Source organism: Methylobacterium sp. J-070, assembly GCF_022829385.1.
GTDB lineage: Bacteria > Pseudomonadota > Alphaproteobacteria > Rhizobiales > Beijerinckiaceae > Methylobacterium.
In genome coordinates this window covers 208,395-227,928 of sequence record NZ_JAKSXX010000123.1, presented here as the reverse complement: position 1 = coordinate 227,928, position 19,534 = coordinate 208,395, and the positions used below count along the sequence as shown (strand labels likewise).

The window sequence follows — 19,534 nt, the reverse complement described above, 5'->3', positions numbered from 1 at the left end:
CCGACGGGTGGGCAAGCGCCGTCCGCCGATGCATGCTAGACTTGCGACATCCGAGGAGCGTGGGCTTGTCTGTCGTACGGCGACACAACGTGAGGCAGGTCGGCACCGGCGGAACCGCCATGGTCTTCGCGCACGGCTTCGGCTGCGATCAGAACATGTGGCGCTTCGTGTATCCGGCGTTCGCGGACCGCTACCGGACGATCCTGTTCGATCATATCGGCGCCGGCGGATCGGACCTATCGGCCTACGAGGCGGCGAAGTACGCCGCGCTCGACGGCTACGCCGACGACGTGGTCGAGCTCTGCCGCGCCCTGGAGGTCAGGAGCGGCGTGTTCGTCGGCCACTCGGTCAGCGCCATGATCGGGGTTCTGGCCTCGATAAAGGCCCCCGAGCTGTTTACGAGCCTCGTCCTGGTTTGCCCGTCGCCGCGCTATCTCGACGACGACGGATACGTCGGCGGTTTCAGTGCAGCCCAGATCGAGGAGCTGCTCGACTTCCTCGACACGAACCACATGGGCTGGTCGCAGGCGATGGCACCGGCGATCATGGGCAATCCCGACCGCCCCGAACTCGGCGAGGAACTCACCAACAGCTTCTGCCGCACGGACCCGGACATCGCCAAGCGCTTCGCCCGCACCACCTTCCTGGCCGACAATCGCGCGGATCTGGCGGGCGTGACGGCGCGATGCCTCGTCATCCAGAGCTCGGAGGACGTGATCGCCCCGATAGAGGTAGGGACGTACGTCCACCGGCACCTGCAGAACAGCGCCTTCGCTCTCCTCGACGCGACGGGCCATTGCCCGAACCTGAGTGCGCCCGGGGAGACCATCGCGGCCATCGAGGGCTTCCTGCGGGGTGGGTAGCGTGGACGAGGTGACGCCTCACGCCCGGGTGCAGGACACGGACGATCTGTCGGATCTGTTCGAGAACGCGCCCTGCGGCTACGCCTCGGCCCTGCCGAACGGGCGCATCTCCAAGATCAATCGCACGCTCGCGACGTGGCTCGGCTTCACGAACGAGCAGCTCGTCGGACGCCGTTTCCTCGATCTCCTGAACCTCGCCGGCAAGGTCTACTACGAGACCCATTTCGCGCCGATGCTGCGGATGCAGGGCTTCTTCAACGAAGTCGCCCTCGATCTCGTGCGCGCGGACGGCACGACGCTGCCGGTCCTGGTCAACGCGGTGGTGCGCGAGGACGCGGCGGGGGGCGTGCGCTTCATCCGGATCACCGTCTTCAACGCCTCTGACCGTCGGCGCTACGAGCGCGAGCTGCTGGAGGCGCGGCGGCTCGCGGAGGCGGCGACGGCCGCGCTGCGGGACCTGAACGCGAACCTCGAAGCCCGGGTCGCCGACCGGGCGCGCGCCCTGGAGCGGGCCTGGCGGCTGTCACCGGATCTTCTGGCCATCGCGGATGCGCAAGGGACGCTCCTGGCGGTCAACGCAGCCTGGCAGGACCTGCTCGGCTGGGCGGCGTCCGACCTCATCGGGCAGAACTTCGTCACGTTCACCCACCCCGAGGACCTGGAGCCGACGCGGGCGGCGCTCGGCCGCATCATGACGGCCCCGCTGGTCGAACCCTACGAGTACCGTCTCCGGCACGCGGACGGGACCTATCGCCGGTTCGCCTGGACGGGGGCGTTCGAGGACGGCCAGATCTACGCGACCGGGCGGAACACGACGGTCGAGTACGAGCAGGCCGCCGCGCTGGGCCGGGCGGAGGAGGCGCTGCGCCAGTCGCAGAAGCTCGAGGCTGTGGGCCAGTTGACCGGGGGCGTGGCGCACGATTTCAACAACCTGCTGACCATCATCCGCTCGTCGGTGGATTTCCTCAGGCGTCCGGACCTGCCCGAGGAGCGTCGGGTCCGGTACATGGATACCGTCTCCGACACCGTCGACCGCGCCGCCAAGCTCACCGGTCAGCTGCTCGCCTTCGCCCGGCGCCAGGCGCTGAAGCCCGAAGTGTTCGACGTCGGCGAGCGGCTGCGCGGTGTCGCCGACATGCTCGATACCGTGACCGGCGCCCGCATCCATGTCGGCACCGAGATCCCGGACGCGCCGTGCTTCGTGCTGGCCGACATCAGCCAGTTCGAGACGGCGCTCGTCAACATCGCGGTGAACGCCCGGGATGCCATGAACGGCGAGGGCACGCTGACCCTCCGGCTCGATCACACCGGCACCCTGCCGCCGATCCGCGGGCATGCCGCCGCGCCGGGCCGGTTCGCCTCCATCGCCCTCACCGACACCGGAAGCGGCATCGCGCCGGATCAGCTTTCCCGCATCTTCGAGCCGTTCTTCACGACCAAGGAGGTCGGCAAGGGCACCGGGCTCGGCCTCAGCCAGGTCTTCGGCTTCGCCAAGCAGTCGGGGGGCGACGTCGCGGTCCGGAGCGGGCCCGGACGGGGCACCACCTTCACGCTCTACCTGCCGGAGATATTGGCGGGCGCGCCCGCACGCCCGGCCTCCGTCCGAGACGATGAGACCTTCCCGACCGGCGACGGCCAGTGCGTGCTGGTCGTCGAGGACAATGTCGAGGTCGGCAGGTTCGCCACCCAGATCCTGGAAGACATCGGCTACCGCACGACCTGGACCGCCAACGCCGAGGCGGCGTTGGAGAAGCTCGGAGCCGACGGGGCCGGCTTCGATGTCGTGTTCTCCGACGTGGTGATGCCCGGCATGGGCGGCATCGAACTCGCCAGGATCGTGCAGCGCCGGATGCCCGGCCTGCCGGTCCTCCTGGCTTCGGGCTACAGCCACGTCCTGGCCCAGGACGGGCTGCACGGCTTCGAACTGCTGCACAAGCCGTACTCGGCCGATCAGCTCGGGCGCATCCTGGGCCGGGTGGCCCCGCGCCGGAGGGCATGAGGGACCGGCCGGTCGGTGCGAAAGCCGGGTGGGTCGGGGGCGGACGATCCGCTTCCCCGCATCGCGATCGCCGATCGCCGGGAACCCGCCGCCGATGCTCGTGACCCTGGCCCCGCCTCAGATCGCCTTGTCGAGGAGCGCCGAGATCGCCTCCGGCTTGGTCTCCCCGGCCGAGCGCCCGACCTCCGTCTCGCCCCTGTAGGGGATCAGGGTGCTCTGCATCGTCGCGCCGAACCGCTTCACCACGTCCCGGCGGCTGTCGAAGTCGACGTCGAACACCTGCAGGTCCTTGAACCTGGGTTCCGCCTCCAGCCTGGCCAGGATCGGCTTCTGCGCCGCGCAGGTCGTGCACCAGGGCGCGGTGATGTGCACGAGGATCGGCTTGCCCGCCTTCTGGGCGACCGCGAAGGCGGCAGGCGTGTAGGCCGTCCCGGCGGCGACGGCGCCGGAACCGAACAGCAGGGGGGCGGCCGCGAAGGCGCCGAGCAGCAGGCGACGGGGGGTCATGGGAGGTCTCTCCGGGGTGGCCGCAGACGTAAGGGGACGGCTCAGTTGGCGCTCCGGGTGATGGCGCGGTCGACGTTCACCCGCGCCGACCAGTCCTTGGCGCCGTCCTGGCCCTTCAGGCCGATCAGCCGGGCGCCGCTGACATCGACGTTCTTGAAGTCCGCGCCCGTGACCGTGGCGCCGGTCAGGTTCGCGCCGGACAGGTCCGAGCCCATCAGCATCACGTTCGTGAGGTCGGCATCCGTGAGATCGGCGTATTCGAGCCGCGACCGGCCGAGGTTGGCCCCCTTCAGGTTCGCGCCCGTGAGGTTCACCGAGACGAACACCGCGCGCATCAGGCCCATGGACTGGTTCTTGATGTCGGCACCCCCTCTGAGATCGACAAGCGTCGCGCCGCTCATGTTCGCGCCCTTGAAGTCGCCGATCGGCATGGACCGGCTCAGGTCGGCACCGCTGAGGTTGGCATCCCGAGCGGTGATGCCGAACATCCGCGCGTCCATCAGCTTGGCCCCGCTCAGGTCCGCCTTGATGAACCACGCCTGTTCGAGGTTCGCCCCGCCGAGGTCCGCGCCCCGCAGGTTCGCCTTGTTGAGGCGGGCGGTCCGCAGGTTGGCGCCCCGGAGGTTCAGCCCGGACAGATCGAGGCCGGACAGGGCCTTGTCGTGGAGGTCGATGGGCTTTCCGTGGGCGGCCGTGATCATCGCCTCGATGTCGGCGCGGCTCATCTCGGCCTGCGTCATCGCGGGCGAGGCCATGTCGGCCCCGAGGAGCAGGTCCTGTTCGGCCGCCGCGGGGCCGGCGGCGAGGGCGGCGAGCATCAAGCTGAGGGCGAGGCGGCGCATCGGTTCACTCCCGTCAGGGGCCGGGCATGACCGGCGCCCGTATCGTGTTCGGTGTGCCGCGATGCTATGCCGGGCCGCCGCGCCCGGTCGGTGACCCAGGTCACACAAGTCCGGCGCGGCGGGAGAAAAACGCGACACGCGCCGGACGATCAGCCCGTCGTCACGGCCGGAGGACGATGCCAGCCATGACGGACGCGCAGAAGGTCGAGCGCTGGATCGACCGGTTTCCGCTCATGCAGGCGCTCAGCCCCGCGCACCTCCAGATCGCCAGGGGCACCGTGCAGTTCCCGGTTCTGGAGGCCGGCGCCGTCGCCTACGAACTGGACGGCGCGTGCGCCCACTACCTGATGTGCCTGGAGGGGCGCACGCGCATCTTCCGCATGTCGGAGGGCGGGCGTGAGGTCCTGATCTACAAGGTCGGCCCGGGCGGCACCTGCGCCCTGACCACGCAATGTCTCCTGTCCGGCAGCACCTTCCCGGCGCAGAGCATCGCCGAGGAACGCACCGAGCTTGCGGCCCTGCCGGTGGGCACGTTCCAGCACCTGATGGGCGACAGCGCCGCCTTTCGCAGCTTCGTGATGGACGACTACACGCGGCTGATGTCGGGCCTGTTCACGCTGATCGACGCGGTGGCGTTCGCCCCCCTGAAACAGCGTCTGGCGCAGCGGCTCCTGGCGGAGGCCGATCCGCAGGGCGTCGCGGCGGTGACGCACCAGAAGCTCGCCGACGATGTCGGCAGCGTGCGCGAGGTCGTGAGCCGTATTGTCGCGCAATGGGCCGAGGCAGGACTGATCGAACTCCGGCGCGGGGCGGTCAAGATTGTCGACCGCCCCGGCTTAGCCGCCGCCGGCACGCGGTGAAGCCCGGTACGCGGGGCGGGACCCGCGTTCGCCAGCGAGCCTGATGTCGATCGGCGTCTGCCGACGGTTGGGGTCGGCAGCCGGACGCCTGCCCGTCGTCGGGACTCCACGATCTCTACTGCGTGATGAGGATCTTGCCGGTGACCGGCCCGACGCCCTTCGGCACCGGCACGCTCGTCGCGTCGTAGTTGGCGTTCAGGTACAGCGTCGGCCCGTCATAGAGGTTGAGCAGCTGCACGACGATGACGGTGTAGGCGGACTGATCGCTGACGGCCGCGGTGCCGTCGATGATCAGCCGACCGGCCGGCAGGTAGATCGTGCCCAGCATCGTGCGGGCGTTGTTGCTGATGATCCGGTACTGGCGCAGCGGCTTCGAGGGCGGACCGGGGGGTGCCGGCGGAGATCCTTTCGGCGGCGGAGGCGGCGCGACGGGGGACGAGACGCTGGGCTGCTCGGTCATCAGGATCCCCGCGAGCGGGCCGGTGACCGGCGCCGTCAGGCTGATCGTGCTGTCGGCATCGAACAGGACGCCGGCGGCGTCGCCCATGAAGTAGAAACCGACACCCTGCCCCGCCATGCTGGCCGTCTGATCGACGATCAGCGGGCCGTCCTTGATGATGTAGACGCCCGGGTTGAGGGTGACGTTGGCGGTGCCGGTGATGTGCAGGCCGCCGCAATAGGTGCCGGGATCGAGGGTCGTGTTCGCCGTGACCGCGACGAGCCCGGCGGCGGGGCCGCCCGGTCCCTTCCCGGGCCCTGGCCCCGCGGAGGCGCCGAGGGTGATGCAGCTGCCCGGCGCGGGCGCGGTGATGGTCCCGACCAGGGGATCCTTGATCGCGGGGCAGCCCGATGTGACCGGCGGCGCGAAGTTGGCCCGGGTGGTGCTGGCGCCGCCGACGCTGCAGATCGTGTCGGCCTTGGCGATGGCGTTCTCGTCGCCCTGAATGGCGTGGGCGTCCTTGGAATCCGCGTACAGCGAGCACGCGGTCGCCGACAGGTTGGCGTTCTTCTCCAGGTGCAGGGTGCCCACCGCGGCGGGATCCAGGGTGAGCAGGCACAGGCGCATCTTGCCCATGATCGTGGCGGTCGACCGGGCGGTGATCGGCGCGACCCGCATGCCCACGAAGGCTCCGAAGGCCAGCCTGAAGGTGTCGGTCACGCTGGCGGACAGGCTGGTCTTGTCGCCGCTGACCGTCACCTGCACGGAGAGCGGGCGGTCTGGCGGCGATGGCGCATTCTCGTTGACGATGCGCGCGACGATGCTGGCCACCGCATCCGAGTTCGATGGCGAGAGTTTCAGGGTATTGCCCCCGGCGAGGACGGCGGCATCGACGGCGTTCTGCAGCTGGCTGCGGCGATAGACCATGCGGGCGTAGTCGATGCCGCCACCGGCCAGGCCGAAGAGGACGATGCTGCCCAGCGCGAAGATCAGGGCGACGCCCCCGCGCCGATCGGCACGGAACCGCCGCCAGATGCGGACCCGGTGCCGCGGCAAAGGTCCGAGATCCGTGCGGGTGCAGCCCTGCTGAGCCATTCTGATGCCGTGCGCGCGCGTGTCCCCCCGAACCTCCGCACCTCAGCACGCGGGCGTTAAGGATGCATGTGGGCCGAAATCGCCGTTCCGCCGCGCGGCGCGGTCGACGGGCTCAGTACCGGACGGCGCGGATGCCGTCGCCGCCGCGGCCCACGACATCCTGGATCACCTGCTTGGTCGACGGACTGATCCCGCCGTCGCCGCGCAGACGACGCCCGTCCGCCCGCTCCAGCCGAGCGACGTCGTCGGAGCAGCGATCCAGCGCATCGTGCACGCGGGACGACAGGGGCGTACCCCGTTGCGCCTGGGTGCCCCCCATCTCGAACCGCAGGCAGGAGGCCAGATAGCCCTTCAGGTCGTCGAAGGCGGCGGCCTGGGCGCTCGACGTGAGGATGACGAGCAGCAACGCGGATCGGGCGAGCATCGGGCGCTCCTGGCGAGATCGAACCGTCCAGGCAACGCGCGAGCCGGGCATTGGTCCCGGGGCGCGGTTCGCACGTTCTCGCGCCCGTGCGTGCTCGACGGGGACGGCCGCGTCTCCGGCCGCTCAGGCGGTCCGGCAAGCGCGACCTGCCACATGGTGCCGCCGCCGCTACGCCTCGGGCCGGCGGCGTGAGACCAGCCGGGCGAGACGGGGGCGCAACGGCAGGGACAGGCGATAGGCCAGCTCGGCGATCGGCAGAAGGGGCCGGATGCCCAGCACCCGCAGGTCGACCAGTCGGCCGAGCCAGCGCCAGCCGGGCAAGGTCCGCCAGAGCCGCGCGAACGCGGCCGCGCCGGAGATCAGCCGGCCGTTCGCGCAGCGCACATGGAAGCGCCGCAGGGCGGCGTCGCGGCCGAGACCGGACCCGAGGTCCGGCGCCGGGACATCGCGCCCCACATCGACGAACGCCACCCGATCGGCACCCGCGCACCGGCGATAATGGTCGATCTCGGCGCGGCAAAGCGGGCAGCCGCCGTCGTAGTAGACGCTGAGATCCTTGCCGGACACGGCGTCGCTCATGCCTGAACCCTGAGCCGCGGCTTCACTGCGCGGGCGGGCTCAGGACCAGCTTGCCCTTGAAGGGCGCGTCGGCGTTGCGGGTGCTGGTGCAGGCGTATTCCTCCTGCCCGGCCTTAAGGGTCCGCAGGCGCAGCGTGCCCTTGCCGTTCTGCTTGACGGTGTAGCCCTTCTCGCTGGCGACATGCACGAGATCGCCGTCGGCATGCAGCACCAGGCCGTTCTCGAATTGCCCGGGCGCGGTGATCGTGACGGGCGCATCGGCATGGCTGACGATGCTCAGCGCGACGTTGGTATCGGCCGGAAGACGGAGTTCGGCCGGTTCGCAGACCGGCTTGCCGTCCGCCATGCTGATCGTCAGCTCCACCGGCGGCATCGCGTCGCTGGCCGGCGGCGCCAGGGGCTTGCCCTGGGCCAACGCCGGCCCGGCGATGACGAGCGCGACGAGTGTTGCCAGCGCGCGCGAGACGTTCAGCATGGGATGCCTTTTCCGGGTCGAGGCTCGGCGATGGCGGCCGAGCGCGTCGTCAGGAAAGGCTGCGCGGTCGGCGACGTTCCACGGCGCAACGCCGCATGCGGGGAGCCTGCCGTGCGGTCCGTCGGTCGCCCCGACGCCGGGCGCGGCGGGTGCCAAGCGCCGAGCCTTCGCGAACCCGGCCGTCGCAGCCCGAGACCGCGCATAGGTCGCGGACCGCAGACCGGGTCAGATTCCGACGACGGTCAGCGACAGACCGGCACCGAGGCCGGTCCGATACGGTTCCCGCTTGGCCGTTCCGGTCGATGAGCGGACTGGCGGTGGGCGCGGTCACGTGCGAACCAGTCTGTGGCGTGCCGTCCCGGTAACAGGGAAAGAACAGGGATCTGGTCGGATAAACTGACCTGACCGGTATTTTGGACCGGGCCAGTTGCGCGGCGACTGCATGGTCGCGCCCATGGGTAGCCGGAAGGCCAGATCCGGGAAGCTGACAGGCGCGGGCGGTCGGTAGCCCAGCGACGAATGCGGCCGGACGCGGTTGTACGTGTTCTGCCAGAGGGCGATCACGATCTGTGCCTCCTCGAGTGAGGAGAAGATCTCCTGCCTCAGGCACTCGTCGCGCAGTTTGCCGTTGAAGCTCTCACAGTACCCGTTCTCCCACGGCGAGCCGGGTGCGCTGTACTGGATCTGCGAGCCGGCTTTGGCGACCCACTTGTGCAGCGCCTTTGAGATCATTTCGGGACCGTTGTCGCAGCGGATGTTCTCCGGGATGCCGTGCAGGCACATCGCCTCCGCCAGCGCCTCGATCACACCCAGGCCGTTGATGCGCCGCGCCACCTTCAAGGCGAGGCACGCCCGGCTGTGCTCATCGATCAGCGTCAGGATACGCAAGCTGCGCCCGTCGTGGGTCTGCGCCTGCACGAAGGCGAAGCGCCAGACGTGGTTGTAGTGGAGTGGCCGCAGCCGCACGCACGAGCCGTCGTTCAGCCAGAGGCGGCTGCGCGGTTCATGTCGGCTGGGGACCTTCAGCCCCGCGCGACGCCAGATGCCCTCATCCTGAGGTTCTCGAAGGATGGACCCGGTCCTTGCCCACCTGCCAGCCGTCTGTCTGCAGCAGCGCGGTGACACGACGGTAGCCATAGCGCCCATACTTGGAGGCCAGGACAACGATGGCTCGGGTCAGCCCATCCGCGTCGGCCGGCACGGTGGGCATGTAGCGCTGCGTGCCCCGGTGCTGGCCGACGATCCGGCAGGCGTGACGTTCCGAGAGACCGTACTTCTCCCGAATGCCATCGACCGCCTGCCGGCGTCGCTCGGGGGCTACAAATTTCCCGAGGCGACGTCCGCCAGGACCTGCTTCTCTAAAGATAGATCAGCCACAAGCCGACGAAGCCGAGCGTTCTCGCGCTCCAGATCTTTCATCTTCCTGGCCCGATCAACCTTCAGACCGCCGTACTCCTTACGCCAGCGTGAGTCACTCTGCTCGGCGACGTCCGCTTCTTTGCAGGCGACTGCGATGCTTTTGCCTTGTGCCGTCTGCACCTCGATCTGGCGCAGCATCAGCACGACCTGTTCCGCGCTCCGCCTCTGTCCTCGCTTCATCCCCAACTCCTCTGGTCCTGGCTGATCCTCTAATCAGCCCGGTCCAAAGCCAGCCGGTCAGGTCACCGCGGCTTGGGCTGCGTCCTCTATCCAGGTTAGGTGCGACGCGTGTGACCAGCGCGAAACTCGCGGATCTTATCCTCAAACCAGACCTTCAGCTTCGCGCCCATCCCGGCCATTCCGTTTGCGGTGAACACTTCCCGTAAGCAGACGCTCCTGGCTTAGGTCAGCCATTCGCGCCAGACCCTGGGATCCCGGATGAGATCGGCCGGGACAGCGTGCTGCCGGGTGATGTCGGGGGTATGGTAGTCTCGGTGACGATGCGGGGACCGGCGGGGTGATCCTGAGCCCCGGCGGAGGTACCGTTGCCTGTCGCCACAACACCGAAAGGGTGATGATCCAGCACCTGGCGAACGTACGCATCGGTGAAGTCCTTGATCCACCGCAAGGACCGCGGTCTCCTAAGGCCTACGGTAGGCGTCCGGCCGTCACGGTCGATGCCACGACGGTCGCCCTGGACCGATCCCCGGAACCCGCTTCGGGACAGTGCTCCGGGACCTGCGTGTCGCCCCGATCCTTCTGGACAGGAATTCGCAGATGATCCGTCCCCATGCCATCGAGGCGCTGGCCGAGCAGCGCGACCGCCTGACGGCGCTGCTGCGGCAGATGGATGACGGCCGGTGGTGGTCCTCGGGCAAGGCCTGCCGCCTCGAAGAAGCCGAGGTCTGTGTGCAGGTCGAACGGATACGAAGCGCCCTCGATGTCGTCACGCGTCTCGCTGGCGAACTGGAGCTCGAAGACGGCATCGGCGCCGGCTCCCAGCTCGCCCCCGCGATGTCCCATCCGTCGAAGCTTCCGAGCCCTCAAGCGCCGGGAAGCTCCGCCCTACCGGAGGAATTGGGTCCTTTCTCCCCCGGTCGGGTCGTTCCCCACCGGGAGACCCATGCCTCCGGCGGATACGAGCGGCGAGCCTGGGATTTGTCCGGCGTCACCACCAAGCTCACCTGAAGTCTCGCGTCGCGGAGGCAAGACGCTGTACCAAGACCCACCGGGAGATTGGATGCCCGCGGTCAGACGACCATGATCTGGTCGTCGACCGCCGTCGTCCCCTCGGTCGACCACGCGGCCCCGACGGCCCGGCGGCGCTGCTGCATCGTCCGAACGGTGCCGCCCAGATGGACCGTGCCGCCATCGGCCTTCACGGTTACCGTCTCCGGATCGAACAGCCACGAGCGATCCAGCGCGGCGCTGATGGCGGTGCTGACATCCGTGGCGTTGACCTGAGGTTTGATGGTGATCCGGTTGGTCACCGCCACGACGCCGTAGAGCTGTCCCATCTCGCGCTCGGCGGCCTCGGACTGGAACTTGTGATCCAGCTCTCCGGTCAGGGTGATGCCGCCCTTCGCGACCTGCACCGAGACGCTGCCGGGCGGCACCGCCGCGCTCCAGGCGAGCCGCGCCAGGGCGGCCGCCGCGATGTCCTCGTCGCAGCGATGCTGCGCATGAGGCGCATGGACCTCGATCTCCGCGACGATGGCCTTGACGCCCCTGACACGGCGAGCGGCCGCCTCGGCCGCGAGCTTCTCGCCGTAGCTCTCGACCTGGCCGGTGAGGGCGACAACGCCGTCCTTGGCCGTCACCCCGATGCCGGATGAGGTTACCTCCGGGTCCCAGATCAATTCCGCCAGCACGGCGTGCTGCAGGCTGCTGTCGTGGGACATCGAAGGTCTCCGTGGTGCCGGGGAGCGTGGCTTGTCGGCGCGGCCGACATCCATGCCGTCGTCGCGCCGGTGGGATCGGGATCGGCAGGCCTGTGCGACGAAGGCGGGCGGGGTTCTGGTATCGGCTTACGCTAGCGGCGCGGACGCGCACGATCCTTGATCGACCGCAAAGATCGCGCGGAATGTTCGATCGCGCCTCTCGAGCGCCGCGCGCTCTTCGGTCGGGCGGACGACAAGCATCGGCGCGATCCGCCCCTGCACGCCGAAGCGGCCCGATCTCACCCCCGGGGTTTCGAGGACGACCGTCGCGTGGGTACACGAAGCGTTCGCTCCGCGGGTCGGGCGGAGACGAGCCCCAAACCGGAGGCCGCCTGCCTGTCCGCACAGTTCGTGCCTCGCCCGGGTGGCGGTCACAGGGCGAAGAAGCCGACGCTCGCGGCGATCATGATCGCGGTGGCCAGCCAGCCGCCGACGCGCATCGGCGTCGACAGGCTGAGTCGCCCCATGATGCGGCCGTTGCTGGCGACGAGCATCAGCGCGGCCATGACCGGTGCCGCGAGGATGCCGTTGACGACGGCGGCCCAGTACAGCGCCTTGACCGGATCGAGCGCGGTGAAGTTGAGGCCGACACCGGCCAGGGTCGCCACCGAGAGCGTCGCGTAGAAAGCCTTGGCCTGCCGCAGACGGCGGTCGAGGCCCTCGCTCCACTGGAAGGCCTCCGCGAGGGCGTAGGCTGCCGATCCGGCCAGGACCGGCACCGCCAGGAGTCCCGTCCCAAGAATGCCGAGTGCGAACAGCGCGAAGGTGAAGACGCCGGCAATCGGCCGCAGGGCCTCGGCCGCCTGGGCCGAGGTCTGGATGTCCGTGACCCCGTTGGCGTGCAGCGTGGCGGCGGTCGCGAAGATGATGAAGACGGCGACGACGTTCGAAACACCCATCCCGACCACCGTGTCGGTCCGGATGCGCGCGAATTGCGGGCCGGCCTCCCGAGGCGTGCGACAGAGCGGACGGACACCGCGCCTGTTCCGGTCCTCGACCTCCAGCGCCGACTGCCAGAAGAACAGGTAAGGGCTGATCGTGGTGCCGAGGACCGCCACCAAAGCCGTCGCGCTGACGGCATCGAGGCGCAGGTGCGGGACGAGGGTCGCCAGCAGGGCCTCGTCCCACGGCACGTGCACGGTGAACACCACGGCGACATACGCGAACAGCGACAGCGTCAGCCATTTGAGGACGCCCGCATAGGGGGCGTAGGGGATGACGATCTCGGCGACGACACACAGGATGCCGAAGCCGACGGTGTAGAGCTTGGGATTGCCGCCCAGGAGAAGGGTGAGCGCGGCGCCCATGGCGCCGAGGTCCGCACCGAGATTGACGACGTTGGCCACGAGCAGCAGCGTCACGATGGAGCGCACGAGCCAGGACGGATAGTGGCGACGCAGGTTCGCCGCGATGCCGCGCCCGGTCACGCACCCGATGCGGCCGCTGATCTCCTGGATCACGATCATGAAGGGCAGGCTGAACAGCATGGTCCAGGCGAGCCCGTAGCCGAACTGCGCGCCGACCTGGGAATAGGTGGCGATCCCGCTCGGGTCGTCGTCGGCGGCCCCGGTGATCAGGCCGGGCCCGAGCCGGCGGACCATGCCGATGGCGGAGGGTGCGGTGCGCGGCGCTTCGACGGCGCTGCCGGGCAAAGCCGTCATCCGAGGTGGCCGCCCGCCACGGTGCGACGGGTGCTGACCGGAACGGGAAGGACCGGACTCGTCCCGGTGAACTGTGGCCGCCCCGCGTTCGGGGCCGCATGGTCCGTCGACGGCTCCGGCGGCCGAGCGGTCGGCCCTATCACCGGACGCGTCCGGAGAAGGTCCAGGCCGTCGGCTGACGGGCCCTCCGGCACCCGCGGATGGGCAGAGCTTGTACAGGTCGGGGAGAGGGGACATCGGTTCTGGGAGCCAGTCGGCGTAGGCGTTTGTGGGCGCCCCCGGCTCGACCCGCCTCAGGCGCTCGGCCGCGGGGCTAAGGTCGAACACGGATGGAATTCCGAAGCCCGACCGGATGCGCCATTCTCGCCCTGCCGGACTGCATCCCCATCACTGTCTAGGCACACGGTGCAAACACTGGCGGCTGCAGGGCGTCGCTCCCGGCGGTCGCGCAGGCGAGGTCCTGTCGATCGTTCGACGCGTCCCCGAACACCCCGACCGCTCCGATCTGTTCGCCGTCACGCCGCAAGGCGATGCGGCCGCGCGCGTGGAACGCCGCCGTGCCTTCGCCTTCGACGATGGAGCCGAAGAGCACATCCCCCGCCGGATGCATGACCTCACTCGGCTCGCCCGAGATGGCCGAGGCGACGGCCTTCCCGATGGCCCGACGGGCCGTCATGCAGCCCGCGCCGTCCATCTTCGAGAAGGCCACGAGCCGGCCCTCGCGGCCGCAGACGGCGACGCTCACCGCGATGCCGAGGCGTCGGGCCTCGGCAATGGCATGCCCGACGACGGCGGTCGCCTCGGCCAGCGTCGGGTCTCGGTGATCCATCCCGGGCATGGGGGCGGACATCATCGTGCGTTCCGGCTCAGCATCTCGCGCCCGAGCGCGAGCAGCTGCACGTCCGTCGCGGCGGAGAGGTCGACGTTCGCCGTCGCCACGACACGTCCCTTCGTCTCGTGATGATGCTCGCCGAGGCGGCGGGAGAGTACGGACATCGCGCTGCTCTTGCCGGTCCCGTGCCCGACAATGGCGATGCGCGGCGCGTCCCTCACGCAGCCGATGATCCCCTCGTAGAAGCTCACAACCTCCGGGGCGCGCTGGCCGCGGTCGCTGCCCCCATCCCTGCGGGCGAGATGGTGGATGTGACCGTGCGGATCGTAGGGCCGCAACGCGGTCTCCGTCGCCGCGCCGACGATCTCGGGATCGAGGCGATAGATCCGTGCCTCGTGGTGGTCGACGACGATCAGGGCATCGCTCTCGGTCGGATGTTCCGAAAGCGTCAGCACCTCGGTCGAATGCGCGGACAGGCCCGCGCCTTCCATCAGGTGCCGCAGCCGCTCGACGTCACGGGGATCCATGTCCTTGTGCCGGGGCTGCGGGAAGGTCCATTCGCGCCCGCCCAAGCTCAGGCTCCAGCTCCCGTTCGCCTTCTCCTCGGCGTTCCCGATCCGCTCGACGAAGGCCACGACCTCCCGCCATTCGAGGTTGTTGCTGGTCGGATGGTTGAAAATCCGGGCAAGGGTCGTCCGGTCGTGGCCGTGGATCCGGGGATGCATCATCGAGAGGAACTCCTGCGTGAGGCCGCACCGCGCGGGTCCGGGACCCCGAATCGCGCGATGCGTCGATGCGTGTGAGGCTCGCTCAGACGACCCGGATATCGTTCTCGACCATGGTGGCGCCGGGCGCGCCCCAGGCGGTCCATCCGGCCATCTGCCGGTCGTACCAGCTCTCCACCGTGCCGCTCAGGTGGACCACGCCGCCCTCGGCGCTGACCGTGATGGTCTTCGGGTCGTACCAGCCCCGGTGCAGGGCCCGGGTGATGTCGGCGCCGATGCTCACGGCGCTGGGCCGCGCCTTGATGGTGATCCAGTTGGAGATGCCGACCACGCCGAGCATCCCGCGGATGTCGTGCTGGGCGGCTTCCTTCTGGTACTGCCAGTCGAGCTCGCCGGTGAGGGTGACCCAGCCCTTCTCGACCTTGGCCTGAACCGCCTGCTTGGGGATCGAGACGTTCCAATCCAGACGCTGCAACAGGGCGACCGCAATCTCGTCGTCGTTCCTCCTGGCATGATCCGGCAGGCGGACCTCGATCTCCTCGGCGACGGCGCGAACGCCCTTCACCCGCCCGGCCGCCCGCTCCGCGGCATACTTCTCCCTGTAGCTCTGGACATGGCCGGTCAGGGTCACGACCCCGTCTTTGGCGGTGACGCCGATATGGGCGGCGGTGACGCTCGGCTCCCAGCCGAGCTCGGCGATGACGTCGGTCTGCAAGGTCTTGTCCATGGTCATGACGCGTGTCCTGGATTGGAGGAAGGTGCGACCCGTCGCCGGAGGGGTGTTCGGGATTGCGCGTGTTCGGCGGGCCGAACCGCGACGCGAAGTCGGCCGACATCGGGGACCACGAGAGGCCGTTGCGGGCGCATCCCGGCATCGGGACGTGCCGCCAGTGCCGATGTCCCGACCCTAGGCCCTGGCCGGGCACAGTCTTTGATCCACCACAAAGTCCCGGGCCGCCGCCGAGCCCATGATGGCCGTCATCGGGGCTGGAAGACAAAGACCCACGCCCCGGAATCGGACGACCGAGCCATGGCCAGATCACCGACGTCCACGTTCGCCGTGCTCGGAGCACTCCTCGTCGCGACCATGGCGCAGGCCGCACCCGCGGAAGAGCCTCACGCCGGCTCCAGCGGACCGAACATGCCGCCGGTGCGGGACGTCGTTCCGAGCGAGATCCGGTCGCAGGAACCGGCGGTGACGGGGAGCATGCCGGTGCCCGCCGAGCCCGGTTCCCGCTCCCGGCGGCATGACCTGAAGCGGCCGCCGGTCCGTCCGCCGATCCGGCCGCCGGGCTTATGACGCCATCCCATCGCGGGCATCTCGGACGGGACGCGGCTGGCCCCCCGTGCCGGCTTCGTTCGTCGCCACCCTGCGGGAGAGCGGGCGTGGAAGACGGCTCGGCGCGGTCCCGAGGGTCAGTGCGCCGACAGCCGGTCGAGTCTGGCGTGGTCGACGAGGCGCACGCCCCCCGGCACGATCAGGATGCAGCCCTCCCGGTCGAGGCGCGACAAAGTCCGGCTGACGGTCTCGATGGTCAGGCCGAGATGGTCGGCGATGTCGAGGCGGTTCATCGGGAGTTCGAGGGTGACCGCGCTCCATCCGATCTGCGCGTAGCGCGCCCGCAAACCCATCAGGAAGGCGGCGATCTTCTCGTCGGCGGTGCGCCGGCCGAGCAGCACCATCATGTCCTTGGCCCGGGACAGCTCATGGCCCGTGATCTCGTGCAGGTGCATCATCAGGTTCGGCTGGGACCGGACCAGCTCCATGAAGGCCCGCCGATCGAAGCGGCAGGCGGTCACCGGTCCGAGCGCATCCGCGGAGACGTTGAACCGGTCGAGGAGCGACAGCCCGAGGAAGTCGCCCGGGAAGGCGAAGCCCGTGACCTGACGACGTCCGTCCGGCAGGATGCGATACAGGCGCAGCGCCCCCGAGCTGACATTGTAGACCGATCCCGCGGGCTCGTCCTGACGGAAGAGGTTTTCCTTCCGGTCGAGCGAGACCCGCCGGCTCAACGGCTCCAGCGTGTCGCGCTCCGCCAGCGGCAGGGCGGTCGACAGGCTGATGAGACGGAGCTTTTCGAAGTGTCCGACCGAATAGGTGGAAAGAACAGGAATGGGCAGCTTGGTGGTCGCTGCGGCCAGCGACGAATGGATCGACATGAGCTTGTCCTTCCCGCTGGAAACGGCCGCGTCTGCCGATCGGCGATTGTGCTGACCCCGTTGAGTATGAAGACCGCCACCGTTACGCCGCTCGCGGACCGGTCGTAAGGATGGGTGTGATAAGCCTCTGATCCGGCCCGCATCAGGCTGCGGCAGCTGCGGCCGGTGCGAGGGCCACGTCGAGGTGAACCGGGTTGTGGAGCGTATTCGCGACCGGGGACCAGAGAACCGTGTGCTTGATCAGGGCCGCCAGGGTTTTTCGCGATGCATCCGCGTCGATGTTCACCGCGACGCGGATCGTCTCGAAGCCGATCGTCTTCGGGTGGAGGTCCCCGCTCCCCCAGACCGAGGTCGTGTTGATGTCGGCCTCGACGCTCAGCTCGAGCGAACGGATCGGGATGCCCCGACCGAGGGCGTTGGCATGGATCCCGATGGACAGGCACGAGCCCAACGCGGCGAGCAGGGCTTCCGAGGCGTTCGGCGCGGTGCTGTCGCCGAGCAGGCCCTCGGGCTCGTCCTCCATGACGGGCTGCGGCGGCAGGTTCCGGATGTAGTTCAGCTGGCTCAGGCGTCCCTGCGCCACCGTCCGGCACCGGAGGGTCCGGACGGCAGTCGGGTCCGCCCTGCCTCTGGCGATGGTCGCCTGGAACTCGCGTTCATCGATGGGCGCGGGAACCACGGCGGGCGGGGTCATCGGTGTTCGTGCCATGAAGTTACCTTCGCGCGGATAGCCGGCTTTGAAATTCTCGAACCCCGAAGAAATCCACGCCGTGGTTATATCCCGTGATTAAGTATAGGCTTCCCGGCGACGAAGTCGGCCACCAAAGTCGACGACGGGGAATGCAAAAACGGATCGCGGGCGGCGCATGCTTGACTGGGACGACCTGCGGTTTTTCCTGGCGCTCTCCCGGCACGGCTCGCTCTCGGCCGCCGCCAAGGTGCTGCATGTCTCGCAATCGACCGTCGGGCGGCGCCTGAACTCGTTGGAAGCGACGCTCGCGGTGCGCCTGCTCAACCGGACGCCGGACGGCTACGTTCCGACCTTGGCGGGTGTCGACGTTCGCGAGAAGGCCGAGCGGCTGGAGGCGGAAGCCATCGCCCTCGAACGCGACGTCACCGGGCGCGACACCCGCCTGCGCGGCCTGGTTCGGGTGACCTGCGCCGAGACGCTGGCCGCCCACATCCTCGCGCCGAGCTTCGCCCAGCTTCACGAGCAGCACCCCGACATCATGATCGAGCTCATTCCCAACCCGCGGGAGCTGAGCCTGGCGATGCGCGAGGCCGACATCTCCCTGCGCATGCGCCCGCCCGAGCAGCACGACCTTGTCGTGCGGCGTATCGGGAGCATCGCCTTCGGGATCTACGCGACGCCGGATTACCTCCGGACCCATGGCGGTCTGGACATCGACGACGGTTGCACCGGCCATCGTCTGATCACGCAGCTCGAAGACACGCAGGAGATGACCCAGTCCGCGTGGCTGACCGAGCTGGCGTCCCGTGCCACCGTGGTTCTTCAGACCAGCAGCCACGAGGCCGCCGTGCTCGCCGCAGCCGGCGGGGGCGGCCTGGCCTGCCTGGCACGCTTCCGCGGCGACCGGGAGACGCGGTTGACGCGCCTCCCGGTCCCGACCGAGCCCCCCAGCGCCGACATCCTGCTGCTGGTTCACAAGGACAACCGCGACACCCCGCGGATCCGGGTGGTCCTGACCCACATTACGGACTGCATTCACGCGCTCACGGCAGTCCTTCAACCCGCCGATGCGAGCGGGCAACCCGACCAGGCGGTGGCCGGCTGACAGCTCGGGCACGGCCGCCCTCCGCGGATCGCTTCCCCGCACCGGACGTCCTGCCTCCCCCGTTACGGGGTCGAAGCGTCGCCCGGGGGCATGTTTCGTTCGACCGCGACGTATCCATCCCTGCATAGCCAAATGTCGAAAATGCTTGGGCCATGTATTGGGCAGAGACGCTAAGATGCCGTCCAGAAGATCCGGTGATCAGATCGCCAAGAGGGTCTCAGCGACGAAAGCATGCCGTCATGATCGCCGATGCAAGACTCACGCAGGACGTGCTCGCTGCGCTGTCCTGGGATCCGAGCGTGACTGCCACGGATCTCGGGGCGACCGCGCGGGACGGGATCGTCACGTTGACCGGCCACGTCGACAGCTTCGCGCAGAAGCACGCCGCCGAGGCCGCCGCCCGCCGGGTCAAAGGGGTGAAGGCCGTCGCCGGGGATATCGCGGTGGACCTCGCCTTCGATCATCGTCGCACCGACGCGGATATCGCGGCCGCCGTCGTCAACCGTCTGGACTGGGACGCCGCGATCCGCCCTGACACGGTCACGGCAGAGGTCCAGGATGGCTGGGTGACCCTGAACGGGGCCGTCGACTGGAACTTCCAGAAGGAGGCTGCCGCTCTCGACATCCGCTCGCTGCTGGGCGTCGTCGGTCTCTCGAACCGGATCACGATCAAGCCGCGCGCGAACGCCCGTGACATCGCCGAGGGCATCAAGGGTGCGCTCGGGCGGTCGTGGTTCTTCGATCCGAAGCGCGTCGGCGTCGACGTCGAGGGCGACCGCGTCCGGCTGACGGGCAGCGTCCATACCGAGCACGAACGCCGACTCGCCGCCGTTACGGCCTGGGGCTCCCCGGGGGTCGCCATCGTCGAGAACGACCTCGCCATCGTCTGACCGACGTCGGTCTTCTGAGCTTCCCGTC

At 69.1% G+C, this 19,534-nt stretch carries 20 protein-coding genes and 1 pseudogene; 6 read left to right on the top strand and 15 right to left on the bottom strand.

The features are described 5' to 3' along the window. The first annotated feature begins 119 nt into the window (after positions 1 to 119). Positions 120 to 863: an alpha/beta fold hydrolase gene (locus MKL01_RS11575; protein WP_409566245.1), complete on the top strand. Its 744-nt coding sequence runs from the start codon at positions 120 to 122 to the stop codon at positions 861 to 863. After that, positions 811 to 2,862, top strand: coding sequence for a PAS domain S-box protein (locus MKL01_RS11570; RefSeq protein ID WP_313901457.1), 2,052 nt, complete (start codon positions 811 to 813; stop codon positions 2,860 to 2,862). The genes MKL01_RS11575 and MKL01_RS11570 overlap by 53 nt, the downstream gene beginning before the upstream one ends. 117 nt (positions 2,863 to 2,979) lie before the next feature. Here MKL01_RS11570 and MKL01_RS11565 read toward each other — a convergent pair whose 3' ends face one another. Together MKL01_RS11565 and MKL01_RS11560 are read right to left on the bottom strand one after the other, a co-directional pair. Next, a complete protein-coding gene (locus MKL01_RS11565) occupies positions 2,980 to 3,369 on the bottom strand; it encodes a thioredoxin family protein (RefSeq protein ID WP_243905353.1) in 390 nt (129 codons plus the stop codon). A gap of 41 nt (positions 3,370 to 3,410) precedes the next feature. Further along, positions 3,411 to 4,211 carry a pentapeptide repeat-containing protein gene (locus MKL01_RS11560; RefSeq protein WP_243905352.1) on the bottom strand — a complete coding sequence of 267 codons (801 nt, stop codon included), beginning with the start codon at positions 4,209 to 4,211 and terminating at the stop codon, positions 3,411 to 3,413. 185 nt (positions 4,212 to 4,396) lie between these two features. On the opposite strand from MKL01_RS11560, the gene MKL01_RS11555 reads away from it, so the two are divergent. Further along, positions 4,397 to 5,071 carry a Crp/Fnr family transcriptional regulator gene (locus MKL01_RS11555; protein WP_243905351.1) on the top strand — a complete coding sequence of 225 codons (675 nt, stop codon included), beginning with the start codon at positions 4,397 to 4,399 and terminating at the stop codon, positions 5,069 to 5,071. A 115-nt stretch (positions 5,072 to 5,186) separates the two neighbouring features. Here MKL01_RS11555 and MKL01_RS11550 read toward each other — a convergent pair whose 3' ends face one another. The 5 genes and pseudogenes from MKL01_RS11550 to MKL01_RS11530 all read right to left on the bottom strand — a co-directional run bounded on the left by MKL01_RS11550 (position 5,187) and on the right by MKL01_RS11530 (position 9,682). After that, positions 5,187 to 6,605, bottom strand: a complete 1,419-nt coding sequence (locus MKL01_RS11550; RefSeq protein WP_243905350.1) for a TadE/TadG family type IV pilus assembly protein — start codon at positions 6,603 to 6,605, stop codon at positions 5,187 to 5,189. Positions 6,606 to 6,717: 112 nt separating this feature from the next. Further along, entirely contained in the window at positions 6,718 to 7,029 is a 312-nt protein-coding gene (locus MKL01_RS11545) for a hypothetical protein (protein WP_243905349.1), read from the bottom strand. A 168-nt stretch (positions 7,030 to 7,197) separates the two neighbouring features. Beyond that, complete coding sequence (locus tag MKL01_RS11540; RefSeq protein ID WP_243905348.1) at positions 7,198 to 7,608, bottom strand: thiol-disulfide oxidoreductase DCC family protein; 411 nt, start codon at positions 7,606 to 7,608, stop codon at positions 7,198 to 7,200. 22 nt (positions 7,609 to 7,630) lie between these two features. Then, a complete protein-coding gene (locus MKL01_RS11535; protein WP_243905488.1) occupies positions 7,631 to 8,083 on the bottom strand; it encodes a cupredoxin domain-containing protein in 453 nt (150 codons plus the stop codon). Between the two features lie 327 nt (positions 8,084 to 8,410). Beyond that, positions 8,411 to 9,682: pseudogene (locus tag MKL01_RS11530) on the bottom strand (IS3 family transposase). A 597-nt stretch (positions 9,683 to 10,279) separates the two neighbouring features. Here MKL01_RS11530 and MKL01_RS11525 point away from each other — a divergent pair. Further along, positions 10,280 to 10,690 carry a hypothetical protein gene (locus tag MKL01_RS11525; RefSeq protein WP_243905347.1) on the top strand — a complete coding sequence of 137 codons (411 nt, stop codon included), beginning with the start codon at positions 10,280 to 10,282 and terminating at the stop codon, positions 10,688 to 10,690. Positions 10,691 to 10,752: 62 nt separating this feature from the next. Here MKL01_RS11525 and MKL01_RS11520 read toward each other — a convergent pair whose 3' ends face one another. The 8 genes from MKL01_RS11520 to MKL01_RS11485 form a co-directional block, all read right to left on the bottom strand. Further along, a complete protein-coding gene (locus tag MKL01_RS11520; RefSeq protein ID WP_243905346.1) occupies positions 10,753 to 11,403 on the bottom strand; it encodes a BON domain-containing protein in 651 nt (216 codons plus the stop codon). Positions 11,404 to 11,813: 410 nt separating this feature from the next. After that, the gene (locus tag MKL01_RS11515; RefSeq protein WP_243905345.1) at positions 11,814 to 13,103 is read right to left on the bottom strand and encodes an NRAMP family divalent metal transporter; all 1,290 of its coding nucleotides are present in this window, start codon (positions 13,101 to 13,103) and stop codon (positions 11,814 to 11,816) included. A gap of 394 nt (positions 13,104 to 13,497) precedes the next feature. Continuing rightward, entirely contained in the window at positions 13,498 to 13,956 is a 459-nt protein-coding gene (locus MKL01_RS11510) for a GlcG/HbpS family heme-binding protein (RefSeq protein ID WP_243905344.1), read from the bottom strand. After that, on the bottom strand, positions 13,953 to 14,663 hold the full coding sequence (locus MKL01_RS11505) for a hypothetical protein (protein ID WP_243905343.1): 711 nt from the start codon (positions 14,661 to 14,663) through the stop codon (positions 13,953 to 13,955). The genes MKL01_RS11510 and MKL01_RS11505 overlap by 4 nt, the downstream gene beginning before the upstream one ends. Positions 14,664 to 14,745: 82 nt before the next feature. Beyond that, the gene (locus tag MKL01_RS11500; protein ID WP_243905342.1) at positions 14,746 to 15,393 is read right to left on the bottom strand and encodes a BON domain-containing protein; all 648 of its coding nucleotides are present in this window, start codon (positions 15,391 to 15,393) and stop codon (positions 14,746 to 14,748) included. Between the two features lie 383 nt (positions 15,394 to 15,776). Further along, the gene (locus tag MKL01_RS11495; protein ID WP_243905341.1) at positions 15,777 to 15,971 is read right to left on the bottom strand and encodes a hypothetical protein; all 195 of its coding nucleotides are present in this window, start codon (positions 15,969 to 15,971) and stop codon (positions 15,777 to 15,779) included. A 105-nt stretch (positions 15,972 to 16,076) separates the two neighbouring features. Then, on the bottom strand, positions 16,077 to 16,820 hold the full coding sequence (locus tag MKL01_RS11490) for a Crp/Fnr family transcriptional regulator (RefSeq protein WP_279604546.1): 744 nt from the start codon (positions 16,818 to 16,820) through the stop codon (positions 16,077 to 16,079). A 142-nt stretch (positions 16,821 to 16,962) separates the two neighbouring features. Next, entirely contained in the window at positions 16,963 to 17,514 is a 552-nt protein-coding gene (locus MKL01_RS11485; protein WP_243905340.1) for an OsmC family protein, read from the bottom strand. Positions 17,515 to 17,686: 172 nt separating this feature from the next. On the opposite strand from MKL01_RS11485, the gene MKL01_RS11480 reads away from it, so the two are divergent. Together MKL01_RS11480 and MKL01_RS11475 are read left to right on the top strand one after the other, a co-directional pair. Continuing rightward, positions 17,687 to 18,616, top strand: coding sequence for a LysR family transcriptional regulator (locus MKL01_RS11480; RefSeq protein ID WP_243905339.1), 930 nt, complete (start codon positions 17,687 to 17,689; stop codon positions 18,614 to 18,616). A 239-nt stretch (positions 18,617 to 18,855) separates the two neighbouring features. After that, complete coding sequence (locus MKL01_RS11475) at positions 18,856 to 19,506, top strand: BON domain-containing protein (protein WP_243905338.1); 651 nt, start codon at positions 18,856 to 18,858, stop codon at positions 19,504 to 19,506. Positions 19,507 to 19,534: the final 28 nt, after the last annotated feature.

Excerpts from the sequence above, each read along its gene's own strand:
- MKL01_RS11510 (WP_243905344.1), bottom strand. The coding sequence starts at position 13,956 with ATGATGTCCGCCCCCATGCCCGGGATGGATCACCGAGACCCGACGCTG.
- MKL01_RS11560 (WP_243905352.1), bottom strand. The coding sequence starts at position 4,211 with ATGCGCCGCCTCGCCCTCAGCTTGATGCTCGCCGCCCTCGCCGCCGGC.
- MKL01_RS11555 (WP_243905351.1), top strand. The coding sequence starts at position 4,397 with ATGACGGACGCGCAGAAGGTCGAGCGCTGGATCGACCGGTTTCCGCTC.
- MKL01_RS11520 (WP_243905346.1), bottom strand. The coding sequence starts at position 11,403 with ATGTCCCACGACAGCAGCCTGCAGCACGCCGTGCTGGCGGAATTGATC.
- MKL01_RS11535 (WP_243905488.1), bottom strand. The coding sequence starts at position 8,083 with ATGCTGAACGTCTCGCGCGCGCTGGCAACACTCGTCGCGCTCGTCATC.
- MKL01_RS11515 (WP_243905345.1), bottom strand. The coding sequence starts at position 13,103 with ATGACGGCTTTGCCCGGCAGCGCCGTCGAAGCGCCGCGCACCGCACCC.
- MKL01_RS11565 (WP_243905353.1), bottom strand. The coding sequence starts at position 3,369 with ATGACCCCCCGTCGCCTGCTGCTCGGCGCCTTCGCGGCCGCCCCCCTG.
- MKL01_RS11495 (WP_243905341.1), bottom strand. The coding sequence starts at position 15,971 with ATGGGATGGCGTCATAAGCCCGGCGGCCGGATCGGCGGACGGACCGGC.
- MKL01_RS11505 (WP_243905343.1), bottom strand. The coding sequence starts at position 14,663 with ATGATGCATCCCCGGATCCACGGCCACGACCGGACGACCCTTGCCCGG.
- MKL01_RS11545 (WP_243905349.1), bottom strand. The coding sequence starts at position 7,029 with ATGCTCGCCCGATCCGCGTTGCTGCTCGTCATCCTCACGTCGAGCGCC.
- MKL01_RS11480 (WP_243905339.1), top strand. The coding sequence starts at position 17,687 with ATGCTTGACTGGGACGACCTGCGGTTTTTCCTGGCGCTCTCCCGGCAC.
- MKL01_RS11485 (WP_243905340.1), bottom strand. The coding sequence starts at position 17,514 with ATGACCCCGCCCGCCGTGGTTCCCGCGCCCATCGATGAACGCGAGTTC.
- MKL01_RS11540 (WP_243905348.1), bottom strand. The coding sequence starts at position 7,608 with ATGAGCGACGCCGTGTCCGGCAAGGATCTCAGCGTCTACTACGACGGC.
- MKL01_RS11475 (WP_243905338.1), top strand. The coding sequence starts at position 18,856 with ATGATCGCCGATGCAAGACTCACGCAGGACGTGCTCGCTGCGCTGTCC.
- MKL01_RS11550 (WP_243905350.1), bottom strand. The coding sequence starts at position 6,605 with ATGGCTCAGCAGGGCTGCACCCGCACGGATCTCGGACCTTTGCCGCGG.
- MKL01_RS11525 (WP_243905347.1), top strand. The coding sequence starts at position 10,280 with ATGATCCGTCCCCATGCCATCGAGGCGCTGGCCGAGCAGCGCGACCGC.
- MKL01_RS11575 (WP_409566245.1), top strand. The coding sequence starts at position 120 with ATGGTCTTCGCGCACGGCTTCGGCTGCGATCAGAACATGTGGCGCTTC.
- MKL01_RS11500 (WP_243905342.1), bottom strand. The coding sequence starts at position 15,393 with ATGACCATGGACAAGACCTTGCAGACCGACGTCATCGCCGAGCTCGGC.
- MKL01_RS11490 (WP_279604546.1), bottom strand. The coding sequence starts at position 16,820 with ATGTCGATCCATTCGTCGCTGGCCGCAGCGACCACCAAGCTGCCCATT.